Origin of the sequence: Noviherbaspirillum sp. L7-7A (assembly GCF_019052805.1) — a bacterium.
Taxonomy (GTDB): domain Bacteria; phylum Pseudomonadota; class Gammaproteobacteria; order Burkholderiales; family Burkholderiaceae_D; genus Noviherbaspirillum_A.
This window is the reverse complement of record NZ_JAHQRJ010000002.1, coordinates 558,652-575,698: the sequence shown is the minus strand read 5'-3', so window position 1 is coordinate 575,698 and position 17,047 is coordinate 558,652. Positions and strand designations below refer to the sequence as shown.

Here is a 17,047-nt window from a genome sequence, read left to right as displayed (position 1 = left end):
GATGGCATGCCGGCATGATCGCGCATGCCGGCAGCAGGCGTGCGCAGTGAATGGGTCACACGTTACGCGCTAGTCCTCGTCCCATTCATTGACGCGCTGCAGTCCACGCAAGATGGCAGCCTCTTCGGCTGCCGATACGGCGCAAGCCGACAGCATGAAGGCAGCCTTCTGTATCAGCCGGCTGTCCTTTTCAATGATGAACGAGACTTGCCAGCGGCCCTGGGAGGGACGGGCACTGCCTGACACGGTATAGCCCTTGAATGACACGGTCTGTGGCATGGCAACCCCGCTAAAGAACCCTTCGACCGGTTGGATGCAGCATTGTTCCCAGTCGACGCGTTTGCCAAGCAGTCCGGTCTATTCGGCCGCTGCGTCCGCTTTAGGCTTGCGGGCACGGGTTGAGCGGCTGCTGCGTTTCTTTGCCGGCGTCGGCTGCTGCGCGTCTCCAGCCGCACTGCTTTCTTCCTGAACTTGCGGCGTGTCCAGTCGCGGCATGGCATCAATCGCCGTGTCCGGCTTGGCCTGGGCGCCTGACTTGGTGCGACGGCCGCCGCGGCGCTGCCCGTTGCTGCCATCGTTTCCGGCAGCATCGGCAACATCGGCAGGTGCGCCTGGTAAAGCGCTGTTCGCAGCTGCCAGTACAGCTTCCGGGGCGGCAGGCTTGACTTCGCCTGCTTTTCTGGCGCGTGCAGGCATCCGGCTGTTGCGCATGGCGCGGCGCTGTGCGTTGCTAACCGGCAAATCGATGCCTGAAGCCAATGCAGGCTCTGGCGTGGCCGGAAGCGCCGGCGAGTCGATGGCATCGGCGACCGCGGCTGGCTCTGGAATGGTCTCTGGTTCAGCAGCTGCTGCTGGCATGGCATCCGTCGAATCCGCCTGGCCTGCACCTTGCCGGCCACGCGCGGACTTGCGGGCGCCGCGCCGACGTCCCTGTTCCCTGCCTGCCTCGTCAGGGGCAGCAAATGCGGACTGCGCCTCGGCTGTTTCCGTTGCCGTGTCGTGCTGCGTGCCTTCTGGCGACTGGTCGTCAGGCAGCTGTGCTGCCTGCGGTTCCAGTTGCGCACCAGGCTCATACCAGGCTGGCGCCGGCGCTGCGGCTTCCGCCGGTTCCTCGCGCTGGGAACGAGGGCGCTGATCACGGTCATTGCGGCGCCCACGGCCCGGGGCTTCCGGCTTCTCGGCGCTTGTTGCCTCGACCGCGGCTACGGGAATCAGGTTCGCGGCCTCGGCCAGGGCGCGGCTGCTGCGGTAGACATAGGAACCCGACTTGTCATCGCGGCCGATCTCCAGCATGCCGCGCGACTGCAACTCTTCCAGAAGATTGCCAAAGGTGCGAAAGCCGAAGTACACCTCGTTGAAGTCGGGCTTCCTGCGCTTGATTGCCTGCTTCAGCGCGGATGCCCAGATCTTGCCATTGTCGCCGCGCTCGGCCATCAGGGCCTCGAAGGTTTCCGAGGCCAGGTCGACTGCGCGGTTCTTGCGCACTTCCAGACTTTCCTTGGGCTTGTGCTCGTCTTCCACCGGCGCCGGACGGCGTCCGGCGGCCGGAGACTGGCGGGTTTCGCGGCTGGCGGCGGCGCGCCGACTTTCACGCACCAGGTCGTCAATGAAGATGAACTCGTCGCAGTTGGCCACCAGCAGGTCGGAGGTGGAATCCTTGACGCCAACGCCGATCACGTATTTCGCGTTCTCGCGCAGCTTGGAAACCAGGGGCGAGAAGTCGGAGTCGCCGCTGATGATGACGAAGGTGTTCACATGCGACTTGGTGTAGCAGAGGTCGAGCGCATCGACCACCAGGCGGATGTCGGCCGAGTTCTTGCCGGACATGCGCACATGGGGTATCTCGATCAGTTCGAAGGATGCCTCATGCATCTGCGGCTTGAATTCCTTGTAGCGGTCCCAGTCGCAATAGGCTTTTTTAACCACGATGCTGCCCTTGAGCAGCAGCCGTTCCAGCACCGGCCGGATGTTGAATTTGTCGTATTTCGCATCGCGCACGCCGAGCGCGACGTTTTCGAAGTCGCAGTACAGGGCCATGCTGATGTTGTCATTGGGTGCAGCCATAAATCGTGTTCTCCGATGAGGATGCTGCACGAGGCAGCGTGCCGGACAGGCGCCATGCGGTGTTTGCCGCTTGCTGGCGCTGGCTGGTGAATTCTGGACAGGTGGCGGGCCATGTGGTGGCGCTACCGTGCTGGCCGGCGCCTGGTTAGAGCAAACCTGCTCAAGGCATGCCGGATGGTACGCCCGCGCCATTATAGAGATCAATCGCTTTCGCACCAGAGGTGTGGCGGTGCGATAAGGAAAGGAACAAGCGGCGTGCGCCTTCGCTGCCCGTGAAATCCGTGGCAGCAAGCGCGTTCGGCTCTGCTCAGCCTGACTCAGCGCCGGGTCGCGGCTGGCTGGGTCGGTCCCGCCAGCCACGCTTCATACTGGCGCCGGCGGGTGCTGCCTTCAAAGCCGTTCATGCGGCTGAGCCTGCCGACCGGCACGCCGGCAGCCAGCAGCGCCTTCTGCACGGCAAGCGCCTCGTTGCGGTCTTCATCATGGAAGTAGCGCAGGTCGGCAACGCTCGGTCCCTTGCTCGTAACCTTTACTTCCATTAGCCGTATTCCCTGCGCGCCAAGGGCGCGACGCTGTGCCTGCACCTTGTCGCGCTCGCGGGCGTCCCGCACGTGGACGTATACCACGGCAGGCGTAGACGCCGACGCAGCTGCTGGTGTGGAGGCGCTGGCGGTGTTCCCGGATGCTGCCGCGCTGGCCGGCTTATCCGAAGCAGAGGGCGTCGCTGACGGGGGCACCGGGTCCGGCGGCTTCGAAGCCGTCGACGTTGCAGGAAGGTCTGGCTGTCTTGCCACGGCAAGCTTCTCATCTGCTGCCGGCGCGGGCTGTGCCTGCAATGTGGAGGATGGCGCTGCTGCCTGCGTTGCCGCCGGCGTTGGGCCAGTGCTGCGGCTGTCGGATGCTGGCAGCCCGTGCCATGCCAGCATGCTGGCACCAGTTACCAGCAGCAGCCCCAGCGCCAACGGCCATGCGCGGCGACGGGGTGGAACGGTCGAACGCATGTCAGGCATGTCAAGCATGTCATGCCCGGACATCGCGCTGGCGGCGGGGGTATGCCCGGAAGTCGCCTGCATCGCGCCCTTGTCCTGCGTACTTTCTTCCTGCTGGCTGGCGCCACGTTGCGGCACTGGCGCCTCCTGCCATGCCGGATGCGGCGCTTGCGGAATTTCCGCAACGGCAGGCAAGGCAGCATGAACAGGCGGGGGCGGATCGGCGATCGCATCGTCAGCGGCTGGCTGCGGCGTCACCGTGTCCGCAAAGGCGACATGTGGGTCGATGCCATGCACGTCGCCATGGGTTGGGTCCGGCCGGTGTTGACGCATGGGCTCCGTGCCGTCCCCGGCCTGTTCAGGCGGCAGTTTCGCGGTAAGCCGCTCCAGCAGCATGCCGAACGAGCGGTCGCGGCTCGCGCTGACAGTCGATGCGGTTGCGGCAGCGCCCTGTGCCGGCAGTTCGTGGCGGCGCATCCTTCCGGCTTCAGCGCCGGGCACTGGATGGCTGGGAGCGGGAATGCGCAGGCAGCCGTCGCCTATGCCCGGCATGCGGTGCTCGAGACGGGTCAGCAGAAATTCCGCGGATTCATCCATCACCAGCAACAGATGCAAATCGAGTTCGCGGTCGTCCGCCAGCGCGACCAGCGCCTGCTCGAAGGCCTGGTACTGCGGATCATGCGTTGGCCGGGCAAGCAGGCGCTCCATGCGGTTCAGGATCAGCAGGAAGGAACGGCGACGGCGCGCCTGGGCCTGGTGGAACAGCTGCTGCAATGCCAGCGCTTCATTGCCGGCATCGGGCAAGCTGACCGGCACGTCATCGACCGCTGCCTGCGCTGCCGCCGCCAGCAGTGCCGCCAGCGGCTCGTCTTCCCAGTCCTCGAACAGCAGACAGGTTTCGGCATGCCCGGTCAGCCTGGCCGCTTCCAGCAGCTCCAGTCCGGCATCGGTGCCCGACTCCAGCGCCACGGTGAGACGCGAGATGCGCGCCATCGCCAAAACGCCCGCCAGGAATTCCCCGTGCTGGGATGCCATTGCGTCGGCGTCGTCGCCGAACGTGCCGCTCTTCGTCATAAATACTGTCCAGCCTGGTGATCCGGCGGGAGCGCCGGTTTTGTCGGAATGTCATCATTTGAGCAGTGACATTATGCTATGCATCAACTCGGCTGCAACAGTCCCGGCTGTGACGGAAATCAACAAGGCTTTTGGTTGGTCATGCCAGCGGCCTCATCGATATCAGGCGCGTGGCGTACGCGCCTTGGGTTTCTTGGGCTTCTTCGGTTTTTTGACCACGCGCCCGCCGGCGCCGGTGGCGGGCACGCGGTGATCGGGCACGAAGCCAGGCTCCTCGATGCGCTGCAGCGGCGACTTAATCAGCGCTTCAATCGCCGCCAGCTGCTGCACTTCGTCGGCCGCCACCAGCGAGCAGGCATCGCCGCGGGCGCCGGCGCGGCCGGTGCGGCCGATACGGTGGATGTAATCCTCGGCGACAATGGGCAGGTCGAAGTTGACCACCTGCGGCAGGTCGTCGATATCCAGGCCGCGGGCGGCGACATCGGTGGCGGCCAGCACCCGCACCTCGGCGCTCTTGAAGCGCTCCAGCGCGCGCAGCCGGGCCGGCTGCGGCCGGTCGCCGTGAATTGCGTCGGCGGCAATGCCGTGCGCCGACAGCGCAGTGGCCAACTCGTCGGCGCCTTTCTTGGTTTTGACGAATACCAGCACCTGCTTCCAGCGCTTTGTCTTCATCAGGTGCAGGAACAGCTCGGTCTTGCGCTTCTTGTCGACAGGCACCATCCACTGCTTCACGCCCTTGGCCGCGGTATTGCGCGGCGTCGCCTCGACTGACACCGGCTTGTGCAACAGCCTGCCGGCCATCTCGCGGATCGCGTCAGAGAAAGTGGCGGAAAACAGCAGGGTCTGGCGCTGTTTCGGCAGGGCGGCAAACACGGCGTCGAGCTCACGGGCAAAGCCGAGGTCGAGCATGCGGTCGGCTTCGTCCAGCACTAGGGTTTCCAGCTGGCTGAACTTGACCGCATTCTGGCGGTGCAGGTCGAGCAGGCGGCCGGGCGTGGCCACCAGCACATCCGCGCCGCGGCGCAGCTTCATCATTTGCGGATTGATGCTGACGCCGCCATAGGCAATCGCCATGCGCAGCGGCAGGTTCTGGCCATAGGCAATGAAGCTGTCATGGACCTGGACAGCGAGCTCGCGGGTGGGCACCAGCACCAGCGCGCGCACCGAATTGGCCGCTACCTGCGGACCTTGCATGGTCAGCCGCTGCAGCAGCGGCAGCGCAAAGCCGGCCGTCTTGCCGGTGCCGGTCTGGGCGGCAGCCATCAGGTCGCGCCCTGCTAGGATTGCCGGGATGGCTTGCGACTGCACCGGCGTGGGTTGGCGATATTCCAGCGTATCCAGGGCGCGCAGCAGGGGGTCGATCAGACCGAGGGAAGAAAAGCTCATAAGCGGCTGCGCAAAAAGACGCCATTATCGGCGATGTGGCCGCAATCGGTGTCACTTGCCGCGTGCGGCCATGGCGCGGTGCGCGGCCCTCAGCTGCGCAAGCGGGTAGTGGGTGCCGCGCCAAGTCACGCCGTCGCGCAGCAGGGTCAACAGGCAGGCGCGCCACCAGATGGCCAGCTCGATGGCCGGCACCCGCGGCGCAAACAGCAGGCAGCGCAGCGGCCATTTGCGGGCACGCAGCAAGTCCAGGTACAGCGCCAGCCCGACGGTCACGGTAGCCAGGCTGAGCCACCAGGCAGGGCCGCTGGTGGTCAGCAGCGCCAGCCATGGCCAGACCCGGGTAATGAGCACCAGCACAGTGACGCCGGCCAGCATGCTGAGCCGGTAGTCAAAGCCGGCGAACACATTCTTTTCCAGGCCGCGCATCAGTTCCGGCGTGCTGCGGTACCACTCGATGAATACCATGTCCTCGCCCGACAACACATGCTGCACATGGCCGGCGCCCTTGAGTAGGCGACCCAGTTCCATGTCGTCCAGCACCGCCAGCGGTATCGCGCCATGGCCGCCGACGGTTTCATAGGCCGTACGCCGCACCAGGTTGAAGCCGCCAATGCCGATATGGTGGCGCGCCGAGCTGGCGGTTTTCCAGGGGCGGAAGCGGCCCATGAAGGCGGCGGCGAAGCTGATCACCATCAGCCGCAACAGCAGCGGCCGGGCCACTAGGTCGAAGAACAGCGTCAGGTGGTCGACCCGCCTGGCTTCGCACCAGGCGACCGCGCGCGCCACCGCGCTCGGCGCAAACACCGCGTCGGCATCGGTAAAGAGCAGGTAGTCGCCGCTGGCCGCGGCCGCGCCCTTCGAAAGCGCATGGTTCTTCCCCAGCCAGCCGGGCGGCAATTCGCGCAGGTGGAGAGCTCGCAGGCGCGGCTGGCGGGCCGCCAGCCTGTCGATGATCTCGCCGGTGGCGTCGGTGGAGCGGTCGTCGATGACGATCAGTTCCAGGTCGGGGTAGTCGATGGCCAGCAGCGAGCGCAGCGCCGGCTCGATGGTGCCGGCTTCATTCAGTGCTGACACGATCAGCGAGACCCGCGGCTGGTGGGCGCCGGCCGGCACGGCGACATCCTTCAGGTGGGTGATGCGGCGCCAGCCCAGCGCAACGTCGACGGACACCGCACTGACTGCGATGAATGCGGCCAGCGACAGCCAGAATGCCAGATCCATGCCTTTCGAGCGCTGCGCCGCCGCAATGGCTGGCGCCAGGCAGGCATTCTAGGGCGTGATCATCTAGTGGATCTGGCCGGCCGGCCCACCAGATCGAATTTGTTAAAGGATTAAAGGGTGAAAGGATTAAAGCACCAAGCTGCCGATGGCACGCTGCATATCCAGCGCCGGCCGGTTCGGGCGCGTCGGCTTGCCATCCTTGGCCTGACCGCGCTGCTCCGGCTGGCGTCCGACCGGCACTGCGACATTGGCATCCCATAGCTGGTCGGCCATCGTACGCACGACGCGTGCCTGCCTCGATACATCCCTGGCATTCGGCGCGCCATAGGCCTTGCAGCGCAAGGCTTCAGCTTCCAGCAACGTGGCCAGCGTGCAAAGTTGTTCGGCGATAAGCTTGCTGCTGATGCTGTTCATGGTTTTCCTCCTCAAGATGCTGCGTGGACTGCATGGCGGTGATACATGCCGGGCTTGCTCATGCCTCACGCTGGTGCGCTTTTCCGCCATAGCAGCCATGCGATCCGAAACAGGCTTGCGCTTGCAATTACCGTGCCTTGGTCGAATTGGGATGCACTAGTATTGATCCGCATATCGCTTGCTGTCGTCACTCCAGTTAGCCCCGGATGCCTGTCGCACTTGCTGTCGCAGATCAAATTGTGGAGAGGATCGAGCGTAGCTTGTTGCCGGCACACCTCACGGCGCGAGCGGGTTACCGAAATCATGGAAATGGCGTACGTGGCGTCGCCATGCGCCAACGCCGGCATGGGTTACTGAGTGCCCGTCCCAAGCTCCCTTTTATGGCATGCATTGACCAGGTCGAGCTGGCGGTTCAGCAACCAGTGGAACGCTTTTTCATTGTCGGAGAGTGCTCTGTCATGCCGCATTTGCTCAAACACTTCCCCGCTGCGGTAACACTTGTCCAATACCTGCGCCAACGCCCGCTCCCGCGTAGCGGTGTCGGATTGCTTGTGCTGGGTGCTTACTCCGGAGCCGGAGCCGGCATAAGTACGATGTGGCATGGAAGGGTTCAACCGGCCGAGGGTGGGCCTATCAGCGACAGTCTGCGCTGATCGCCTGATTGGGCTCAGACATGAACGAGGCTGCCGTGGCAGCGTGATGGGGCGGTGTGGCGATATCGAGGACGCCGACCTTCATTGAATGGGTCGCGCACGCGCCGCGCGCATCGGCTTTCCCATTAAGCAGAAATTGCGCACGCACAATGCATCAGGCAGCGCCCTTAATCAAGCAGGGCGCTGCGAGGCTGCAGGCAAGTAAAACGCCGCGAAACGCGGCGGAATCAGAGGTTTTTGATCGTCACCAGCTTGGACAGGCCAAGGAAATTCACATTCCTGACCGACTGCACTTCCCAGTCGTGGCGCAAGATCTGCTCCTTGTAGCAGAAGTCAGAACGGAAGCCGATGCGGTCGGCCAGCGAGCGCACCGCGCGTTCGAGCAGCCACCAGAAGCGGCTACCACTGAAGTGGTTCAGGATCAAGATGGTGCCCCCCTTGCGGCAGACCCGGCGGATCTCGGCCACCAGCTTGTCCGGGTTGGGCGTAACGGACAGCACATAGGGCAGGGCCACGCAGTCGAAATAGCCGTCGGGGAAGTCCATGCTTTCCGCATTCATCAGGCTCAACTGGATGTTGTGCTCGGCCAGCTGCTCGGCCCGGTAGCGGGCGATGTCGAGCATGTCGCTGGAGACATCGATGCCGACGATCTCGCTGCTGGCGGGATATTGCGCCAGCGTGAGGCCGGTGCCGACGCCGACTTCGAGGAGCGAGGCCGGACGTATGGCACAGGCCGCTTCGGCCAGCGCCCGCCGGCCCGGATCAAAGATCGCGCCGAACATGCGGTCGTAAAGTGGAGCGTAAAAACGGTAGGTATTGACGACGTTATCGACGGAGACTTGTTTCATACAGTTGGCCCAGGATTGTCAAATCGTAATCTGATCGCGTGCAAATTCAGAAAGTTCGCCGAATTTCGTATAGCCTTGCAAATTTCGCACTTGGGATGAAGAAGTTTGCAGATCCCGAGTCGCTTACAACGCCACTTCGTCCGTTTTGGCCGGTTTTTCAGTAGCCACCATGGCGTCCACCCGGCCGCCGCGCAGCCACCAGAACAGTACCGCCATCATGAAGGGCCCGACGAACAGGCCCAATACGCCCATCGTGGACACGCCACCCAGCAGTCCGAACAGCACCGCCAGGAAAGGCAGTTCGACGCGTCGGCCGATCAGCTTGGGCCGGACGAACTTGTCGACCAGGAACAGTTCGAACGCGCCCCAGCAGAACAGGCCCAGCGCCGCGCCGGCATGGCCCTGGCCCAGCAGCAGCAAGGACACCAGGGAGAACGACAGCGGCGCACCACCCGGTATCAGCGCCATATAGCCGGTAATCACCGCCAGCAGCACCGGCGCCGGCGCACCGGCGATGGCGTAGGCGAAACCCAGGACCACGCCTTCCAGCAGCGCCACCGAGCACAGGCCGAGCGCGGTGCCGCGCACCGACAGCGGGAACAGCCGACGCAGTACTGGATAGTAGGCAGGCGCGATGCGCATGCCGGCGCGGTCGACATAGCTAACCACGGTGTGTCCCTGCACATAGATCACGAACAGCGTCAGCATGGCTAGGAACAGGTACAGCGCATTGGCCAGGATGGTGGGCCCAAGCGTACTAATCGTGCTGGTCACATGCGGAATCAGGTCGCCGGCGGTGGTGCGGATCAGGGTCGCCAGACCGCCCGGCACCGCCAGGTGTTCCTGCCACCAAGTCAGCACTGGCTTGGCAACCACCGGCAGCTTGGCCAGCCAGGGCGGCGCCGGCACGCCGGTCTGGTTCAGTTGTCCAAGCAGCCGCTCGACGGTCGACACCTCGTTGCCGAGTGCATTGAACAGGAAGATCGACGGTCCGCTGAAACTGAGCACCAGTACCGACAGCAGCGTGGCCGCGCTGCCCAGCGGCGACCAGCCGCGGCGCAGCAGTTTTTCATGCAGCGGCCAGGTGATCACGGCCAGCAGAAAAGCCCAGGCCAGCGCGCCCAGGAAGTGCCTCAGCAGAAGCGCCAGCGAGACGATGAACAGAACGGGGATAAAAGCGGATAGAGGGGGCATGACGCAATGGTCGGAGAAAGAATGCGCGCCGTCAATCTCGCGCCTGACGGCGGGGCGCGGGCGGCACCTGCCGGCTGCCACCCGCTGGTTGGTAGTTACTCGATCGAGATCAGTTCGACATCGAAGTTCAGCGTGCTGTTGGGTGGGATGATGCCGGGGATGCCGGCTGCGCCGTAGGCCGTGCCGGCCGGGCAGACCAGCTTGGCCTTTTCACCCACATGCAGCTTCTGCACCGCCTGGGTCCAGCAGGGAATCACGCGGGAGAGCGGAAACCGGGCCGGCTCGCCGCGTTTGTAGGAACTGTCGAACTCGGTGCCATTTTCCAGCGTGCCGCGATAGTGCACCTTGACCTGGTCGCTGGCCTTGGGCTGGGCGCCGCTGGTCTTGTTCTGCTTCTGGATGGTGACGCCGGATGGCAGGGTTTCGGTATCGTTGGCGGCGAAGGCCATCGGAACAATCAGGGCGCTGGAGAGCAGGATGGCGAAAAGTCGCATGGCATGGTTCTGGGCAAGGGAAGGTGGCGCGTAGTATAGCCTTTCCGATGGTGGTCCAAGGCATTTTCAGCTTGCATGCAGGCCGAATTGCCGGCCTGTTCTCCGCGACTGCGTCGCCAGCGCCGCTTATTGCCCGGAACCGGTATTGCCCAGCAGGTCGCGCAGATGGCGGGTAAGGGTGGCCAGGCTGACCGGCTTGTTGAGCAGCAGTAGCGGGTCCAGATCAAGCTGCTGCATGCTGACATAGCCTGAGACCATGATGGCGGGCAGGTCCGGCCGGCGCCGCCGCAGGTCGGCCACCAAGTCGCGGCCGTTCATGCCCGGCATGGCAAAGTCGGTGATGACGGCGTCGGCCGGGTCGCGCTCATACAGCGCCAGCGCCTGCCAGCCGTCATTGGCTACGGTGATGCGGTAGCCGCTGGCTTCCAGGTAGGCACCGATGATATCGGCCAGCGCCGTTTCATCATCGACTACCAGCACATGCGGCGCGCGCTCAACCCTCATGGCGGAAGTCCGGAGTAGCCGGCGGCTGGCCGGGATGTCGCTTGGCCAGCGCCGCGCGCACCCGTTCGGCGAGTTCGCTGCGCCGGTAGGGCTTGGTCAGGATGTCCTTGCCGAAGGCGCCCGACCCCCGGCGCACCAGTTCATCCATGAAGCCGGTGGTCAGCAGCACCGGCAACTCGGGCTGGTTCTGGCGCACCCGCTCGGCTAGTACCAGGCCATTCATGCCGCCCGGCATGATCAGGTCGGTAAACAGCAGGTCCACCTTTCCATGGCGCTCCAGCAGCACCAGAGCTTCCTCGCCGCTGTGCGCCGCCAGCACCCGGTAGCCCAGGCTGCGCAGGTAGTTGGCGGCAACCTGGCGCACGTCCTCGCTGTCTTCGGCCAGCAGAATGGTCTGTGTTGCCGCCGGCACGCCATTCGAAGTTTCCAGGTCTTTCTCGGCCCTTTCGGGCTCGCTCCTGGCCGCATCGCGGTCGGACGCCAGCGGAAAGATCATGCGCACCGTGGTGCCTTCGCCCGGCTTGCTATCGATCTCCAGCCTGCCCTGCGACTGCTGGACGAAGCCATGTACCATGGCCAGCCCGAGGCCAGTGCCCATCCCCTTGGTGGTGAAGAACGGTTCGGTCGCGCGCTGCAGCACCTCGGCTGGCATGCCTTCGCCTTCGTCGATCACGCACAGCACCACATACGGCCCGGGCGGTAGATGGTGCGCCGCGCCCCGGTTGCCCTCGGTGATGATGGCGGTGGCAATCGTGACCCGGCCGCCGTCGGGCAGCGCGTCGCGCGCATTGATCAGCACATTTAACAGCGCCATCTCCATGTGGGTCGGATCCAGCGTGCAGAACGGCAGGCCGGGCTTGAGGTCGAGCCGCAGGTCAATGCTTTCGCCCAGCGTGCGCACCAGCATCTCGCTGAATTCCACCACCAACGCATTGAGGCTGATGCGCTTCGGGTCTAGCCGCTGCTTGCGGGCGAAGGTCAGCAGTTGCTGGGTCAGCTTGCCGCCCTTGGCGGCCGCCATTTCGGCCTGCTCGATCGCCGTGCGCAGGGAGCGGTTGTCGCCGCAATGCAGGGCCGCCACCTCCAGGTTTCCAGTGATGACCTGCAGCAGGTTGTTGAAGTCATGCGCCAGGCCGGCGGTGAGCTGGCCGATGGCTTCCATCTTTTGCGCCTGGCGGAAGGACTGTTCGGACACCCAGCGCCGGGTGATATCCATTTGCGAGGCAAAGAAATACAGGATCTTGCCGTCCTTGTCGAAGATGGGTCCGAGAAACAGCGCATTCCAGAACGGCTTGCCATCCGCCTTGTAATTAAGCAGGTCGACCGCGACAGCGCGCTGTTCGGCAACAGCTTCACGCACTTCCCGCACCGTGTCGCGGTCCGTCTCCGGACCCTGCAAGAGGCGGCAGTTGCGGCCGAGCACAGCTTCTTCCTCGTAGCCCGTCATGTCGAGGAAGGCGCGGTTGACGAAGACGATGGGATTGTCGTCCTGGTTGGGGTCGGTCACCACCATGGGCATGCGGGTCATTTCCACGGCAGCGAAAAACACGCTGCTGCGGTCGTTCAGGCCGGGCTCGGTGATGTAGCTGGCTTGCCAGTAGCGGATGCCGGGCCGGCCCAGCGGACTGTAGCTATTGCCTTCGACCTCACCGTCGGCCGGCACCCCGGCGCTCTGGCCGCCGCCTTGTTCGTCGATCGGCTTGCCGCCGTCGTTCTTTCCGCTTCCAGTAACCATCTAGTGCTTTGAGAATGTTTGCCAAGCTTGTACGCCAATTTCGCCTGGCACGTCTTGCCTCGACGCAAACCCTGGGGCAACAGCGCACCATTTATTTACATAGTGCAATTCTGCTATCCCCAGCCGCATGCGTCTCATCAATCACCATTGCTGCAGCGCCGTCCGGATACGCTACGGTTGAATCCACGCAAGCGCTGCCGGTGTCCAGCCACTATCCTCGAAGGAACCCTCTATCGGAGGGCGCGTCATTCAGGAAATAATTTGGACGATACGGAAAACACAACGGCCAGGCCGCAGGGGCGATGGCGGCGCATTGCCAGCCCGTTCCGGGCGCTGATCCAGCCCGATCTGGGCTGGGGCGGCCGCAGCGTGGCCGCAGGCAAGGCGCTGGCATTGCTGGCCATGGCCGGCGCGCTGCTGCTGTTCCTCTATACGCTGCTGCTGATTCCGTTTACGCCCAGCATGACCGACCTGCGCAAGACCCGCAACGAGCAGCCCAGCACGCTGATCTCAGTCGATGGCCAGCTGCTGGCGACTTACAAGCGCTTCAACCGGGAATGGGTGCCGCTCTCGCGCATTGCGCCCAGCGTGCCGAAGGCGCTGATCGCCACCGAGGACCATCGTTTCTACGAGCATCACGGCATCGACTTCTACCGCACCGCCGGCGCGCTGGTGCGTACCCTGGGCGGCAGCGTTCAGGGCGGCTCCACCATCACCCAGCAGCTAGCACGCAACCTCTATCCCGAGGAAATCGGCCGCAAGCGCTCGATTACCAGAAAACTCAAGGAAACCATCACGGCGTTGAAGCTAGAGCACACCTTCACCAAGCAGGAGATCCTGGAAAACTATCTCAACACCGTGCCGTTTCTCTACAACGCCTTTGGCATCGAAATGGCCGCGCGGACCTACTTCGACAAGCCGGCCGCCAAGCTGAGCGTGCTTGAAAGCGCCACTCTGATCGGCATGCTGAAGGGAAACAGCTATTACAACCCGGTGCAGAACAAGGCGCGGGCCACGGCCCGGCGCAATGTGGTCCTGTCGCAGATGGTCAGGCGCGGCGTGCTGAGCCAGGCCAGCTTCGATGCACTGAAGGGCCGGACGATCCAGCTCGACTTCGAGCGCCAGCTGGAAGCGCGCGGCGCGGCGCCGCATTTCGCTGAGCATATCCGCAAATGGCTGGTCGACTGGGCCGACCGCAATGACTACAACATCTATTCCGACGGCCTGAAGGTCTACACCACCATCGATTCCCGCCTGCAGGCGGCCGCCAACCAGTCGGTGAAGCGCCAGATGGATGCGCTGCAGGCGGTGGCCGATGTGGAATGGGCCAGCAGCAGCGAGCGGCTGCTATCTAAAAGCACCGGCGCCTATGTCAGCGCCCAGCAGCAGGCGCCGCCGTTCGAGTATTTCTGGCGCAGCAAGACTGCGCTGGTGGATGCCTTTATCCGCGAGTCCGGCCCCTATCGCAATGCGGTGGCGGCCGGCACCGAGCCGGCGGCGGCGCTGGCCGCGCTTAGGCAGGATGGCGAGTTCATGGCCCGACTGCGCGCCGAGAAAACCCGGCTGCAGGCAGGACTGGTGGCCATCGATCCCACCACCGGCGATGTCAAGGCCTGGGTCGGCAGCACCAGTTTCGATGCCGACCAGTACGACCATGTGGCACGCGCGCAGCGCCAGCCCGGGTCCACCTTCAAGCCATTCGTGTATGGCGCGGCGCTGGAGCAGGGCATGGAACCGGACCGCCAGTTCATCGACCAGGTGCGCGAGATCCGGATGAACGACGGCACGGTCTGGCGTCCGGAAGACGAATCGGCGCCAAGCGGACGCCCGGTCAGCATGCGCGACGGCCTGATCTATTCGAAGAACACGGTGACGGCGCAGGTGATGGAGGCGGTTGGCCCGGCCCGGGCCGCCGACTTCGCGCGCCGTGCCGGCGTGCGCCAGAGCCAGTTGAAGGAAGTGCCGTCGTTGGCCCTGGGCACCAGCCCGGTCACCCTGCTGGAAATGACATCGGCCTACGGCACGATCGCCAGCGGCGGGCAATACCGGGCGCCGATGATGGTGACCCGGGTCGAGGACAGCTCTGGCCGGGTGCTGGTGGAGTTTTCCGGTCGCGCCAAAAAGGTGTGGTCGCGCGACGTCTCGGAAGAGTTGGTCGAGATGCTGCGCGGCGTGGTCGACCGCGGCACCGGGCAGGGCGTGCGCAGGCAGTTTGGCATCCAGCTCGATGTTGCCGGCAAGACAGGCACCACCCAGGACAACACCGACGGCTGGTTCATCCTGATGCATCCGCGTCTGGTGACCGGCTCCTGGGTCGGCTTCAACGATGCCCGCATCACCATGCGCAGTAGTTACTGGGGGCAGGGCGCCCATAACGCGCTGTTGCTGTCCAGCGATTTCCTGCGGCAGGCCGCCAGCCGTCGCATGATCGACGCCAGCGCCCAATTTCCGAAAGCGCGCGATGCCTGGCCAGGCGCGGAAATCTGGGGGCCGCTGGTCGACTGGCTGCGTGACTTGCTGGGCGCGGCGACGCCACCGCAGCCACCCAGGCCGGTGCCGCCCAGGGAGGAGCATGCCGACCTGTCATGGCTGGGCCGGTTGCAGGAAACCATAAGTAACGTGCGAGACACCATCCGGGCAGTGGAAAGCCACTGGCAGCGCATGCAAAAAATGGTGGACGACTTTTTTGGACTATTTCAATGAAGAAATCATTTTAATTTCCATGCAGTAAGAATTTGATTGATCAACGTAAATTTAAATTTCTTAGAAACAATAAAAACCACAATTTCAGCAAAAAAATTGCTCTGCAATATTTTCGCCAATAACAGTCTTTTCTTCCGACAACGCAATCTCCTTCCTACATTCCTTGTGGCATCTACGGCATCCACGTTTTATTGTTGAGTAAATTTCTTCGTGTCAATTCGGGGTTTCCGCCAGGCTATGAACTATCCAAACTTTCCGAAGGTCAGTGTGGACTGTTTTAACCGCTGGTACTGACGCTAACCCTTGTGAAGAAAGATGCACTCATCCATGACCAGATTTCCACTGATCTCGCCACGCCCGCTGTTTTCCCTCGCCGCCTTGTGCGCCCTGTCCGTGTCGGCTGGCGCCTCTGCCGCCACGCTGTCAGTGGGGCCGGGCAAGACCTTTTCTTCGCCCTGCAAGGCAATTGCAGTCGCCGCCGCCGGCGACACCATCGAAATTGAAGGCTCGGCCAACTATGACGGCGACGTATGCGTGATCTACGCCAGCAACCTGACGATACGCGGCGTCAACGGCCGCCCGAAGATCAATGCCGCCGGCCAGAACGCCGTCGGCAAGGGCACCTGGGTGCTCTACGGCAACGACACCACCATTGACAATGTCGAGATGTACGGCGCCGCAGTGCCTGACCAGAACGGCGCGGCGATCCGCCTCGACGCGCGCGGCCTTACGCTCAAGAACAGCTATCTGCACGATAACGAGAACGGCATCCTGACCAACAACGACGCCGCTTCCGACGTGGTGATCGAGGACACTGAATTCGCCTTCAATGGCCGTGGCACCGGTTACACCCACAATCTCTACATCGGCAACATCAACAGCCTGGTCTTCCGCGGCAGCTATTCGCATGATGCCAATGTCGGCCACAACCTAAAGTCACGGGCCCGCACCAACACCATCGTCTACAGCCGCTTCTCGGCATCGACCAACCAGCCCAGCTACGAGATCGACCTGCCCAACGCCGGCAATGCCTACGTGATTGGCAACGTGCTGCAGCAGCCCAGCGCCAACCAGGCCGCCACCATGCTGGCCTATGGCATGGAGGGCGCCAGCAATCCCGGCCGTGAACTCTACGTGGTCAACAACACCTTCCTCAATGACGACAGCGTGCGCGGTACCTTCGTGATGATCAGCGACCAGGTCGGCACACCCGCGCTGCTGCAGAACAACATCTTCTCCGGCACCGGCAATGCCACCAACCAGGCCAGCGCGATCGACCGCAACAACTATCGTTCGCTGTCGCCATCTTTCATCAACCGTGCCGCATTCGACCTGATTCCGGCACTGGGCGCAGCCATGATCGATGCCGGCGCGGCGGTCGGCTCGTCGTCTGGCGGTTTGTCGCTGTCGCCCACCCTGCAATACCGCTTTCCAGTCGGCACTGCACCCCGGCCCGCCAACGGCATCATCGATATCGGCGCCTATGAAGCGGGCGGCACGCTGCAGACTCTCGTGGCCGGCACGGTCTCGGCCGTGACCACTGCGGTCACTACGGCCGCTACCAGCGTCGCCACCGGCAGCGAGCCCAACTGGGCCCAGTGCGCCAGCGAGAACGGCAGCTGCAGCTTCAGCGGCACCCGCCAGGTACGCTACGGCGCCAATGGCATCTATGCCTACCGCTCCTCGACCGATGGCATTGCCTGCGACAACACCACCTTCGGCGATCCGCTGTATGGCGTAGTGAAGGCCTGCTCCTTCGCGCAGTAAG

The 17,047-nt window shown here is 63.8% G+C and carries 14 protein-coding genes; 2 read left to right on the top strand and 12 right to left on the bottom strand.

Annotated features, from left to right (window positions below):
* Nucleotides 1-69 precede the first annotated feature (69 nt).
* The 12 genes from KTQ42_RS20905 to KTQ42_RS20850 form a co-directional block, all read right to left on the bottom strand.
* On the bottom strand, nucleotides 70-279 hold the full coding sequence (locus KTQ42_RS20905) for a hypothetical protein (protein ID WP_217347521.1): 210 nt from the start codon (nucleotides 277-279) through the stop codon (nucleotides 70-72).
* A gap of 78 nt (nucleotides 280-357) precedes the next feature.
* Entirely contained in the window at nucleotides 358-2,064 is a 1,707-nt protein-coding gene (locus KTQ42_RS20900) for an NYN domain-containing protein (RefSeq protein ID WP_217347520.1), read from the bottom strand.
* 317 nt (nucleotides 2,065-2,381) lie between these two features.
* Nucleotides 2,382-4,127, bottom strand: a complete 1,746-nt coding sequence (locus KTQ42_RS20895) for a hypothetical protein (protein WP_217347519.1) — start codon at nucleotides 4,125-4,127, stop codon at nucleotides 2,382-2,384.
* A 162-nt stretch (nucleotides 4,128-4,289) separates the two neighbouring features.
* Nucleotides 4,290-5,513 (bottom strand): DEAD/DEAH box helicase, encoded by a 1,224-nt coding sequence (locus KTQ42_RS20890; protein ID WP_217347518.1) that lies wholly within the window; start codon nucleotides 5,511-5,513, stop codon nucleotides 4,290-4,292.
* Nucleotides 5,514-5,564: 51 nt separating this feature from the next.
* Nucleotides 5,565-6,734, bottom strand: coding sequence for a glycosyltransferase (locus KTQ42_RS20885; RefSeq protein WP_217347517.1), 1,170 nt, complete (start codon nucleotides 6,732-6,734; stop codon nucleotides 5,565-5,567).
* A gap of 126 nt (nucleotides 6,735-6,860) precedes the next feature.
* Complete coding sequence (locus KTQ42_RS20880; protein ID WP_217347516.1) at nucleotides 6,861-7,148, bottom strand: hypothetical protein; 288 nt, start codon at nucleotides 7,146-7,148, stop codon at nucleotides 6,861-6,863.
* Nucleotides 7,149-7,498: 350 nt separating this feature from the next.
* Complete coding sequence (locus tag KTQ42_RS20875) at nucleotides 7,499-7,750, bottom strand: hypothetical protein (RefSeq protein WP_217347515.1); 252 nt, start codon at nucleotides 7,748-7,750, stop codon at nucleotides 7,499-7,501.
* Nucleotides 7,751-8,028: 278 nt separating this feature from the next.
* A complete protein-coding gene (locus tag KTQ42_RS20870) occupies nucleotides 8,029-8,649 on the bottom strand; it encodes a methyltransferase domain-containing protein (RefSeq protein ID WP_217347514.1) in 621 nt (206 codons plus the stop codon).
* 123 nt (nucleotides 8,650-8,772) lie between these two features.
* Nucleotides 8,773-9,843, bottom strand: coding sequence for an AI-2E family transporter (locus KTQ42_RS20865; protein ID WP_249223025.1), 1,071 nt, complete (start codon nucleotides 9,841-9,843; stop codon nucleotides 8,773-8,775).
* Between the two features lie 95 nt (nucleotides 9,844-9,938).
* Nucleotides 9,939-10,337 (bottom strand): FKBP-type peptidyl-prolyl cis-trans isomerase, encoded by a 399-nt coding sequence (locus KTQ42_RS20860; RefSeq protein WP_217347513.1) that lies wholly within the window; start codon nucleotides 10,335-10,337, stop codon nucleotides 9,939-9,941.
* Nucleotides 10,338-10,463: 126 nt separating this feature from the next.
* A complete protein-coding gene (locus tag KTQ42_RS20855) occupies nucleotides 10,464-10,841 on the bottom strand; it encodes a response regulator (RefSeq protein ID WP_217347512.1) in 378 nt (125 codons plus the stop codon).
* The gene (locus KTQ42_RS20850; RefSeq protein ID WP_217347511.1) at nucleotides 10,831-12,576 is read right to left on the bottom strand and encodes a histidine kinase famiy protein; all 1,746 of its coding nucleotides are present in this window, start codon (nucleotides 12,574-12,576) and stop codon (nucleotides 10,831-10,833) included. Before KTQ42_RS20850 ends, KTQ42_RS20855 begins: the two co-directional genes overlap by 11 nt.
* A gap of 402 nt (nucleotides 12,577-12,978) precedes the next feature.
* Here KTQ42_RS20850 and KTQ42_RS20845 point away from each other — a divergent pair, with 402 nt between their 5' ends.
* Together KTQ42_RS20845 and KTQ42_RS20840 are read left to right on the top strand one after the other, a co-directional pair.
* A complete protein-coding gene (locus KTQ42_RS20845; RefSeq protein ID WP_217347664.1) occupies nucleotides 12,979-15,279 on the top strand; it encodes a transglycosylase domain-containing protein in 2,301 nt (766 codons plus the stop codon).
* 327 nt (nucleotides 15,280-15,606) lie between these two features.
* Nucleotides 15,607-17,046, top strand: a complete 1,440-nt coding sequence (locus KTQ42_RS20840; protein WP_217347510.1) for a hypothetical protein — start codon at nucleotides 15,607-15,609, stop codon at nucleotides 17,044-17,046.
* Nucleotide 17,047 lies beyond the last annotated feature (1 nt).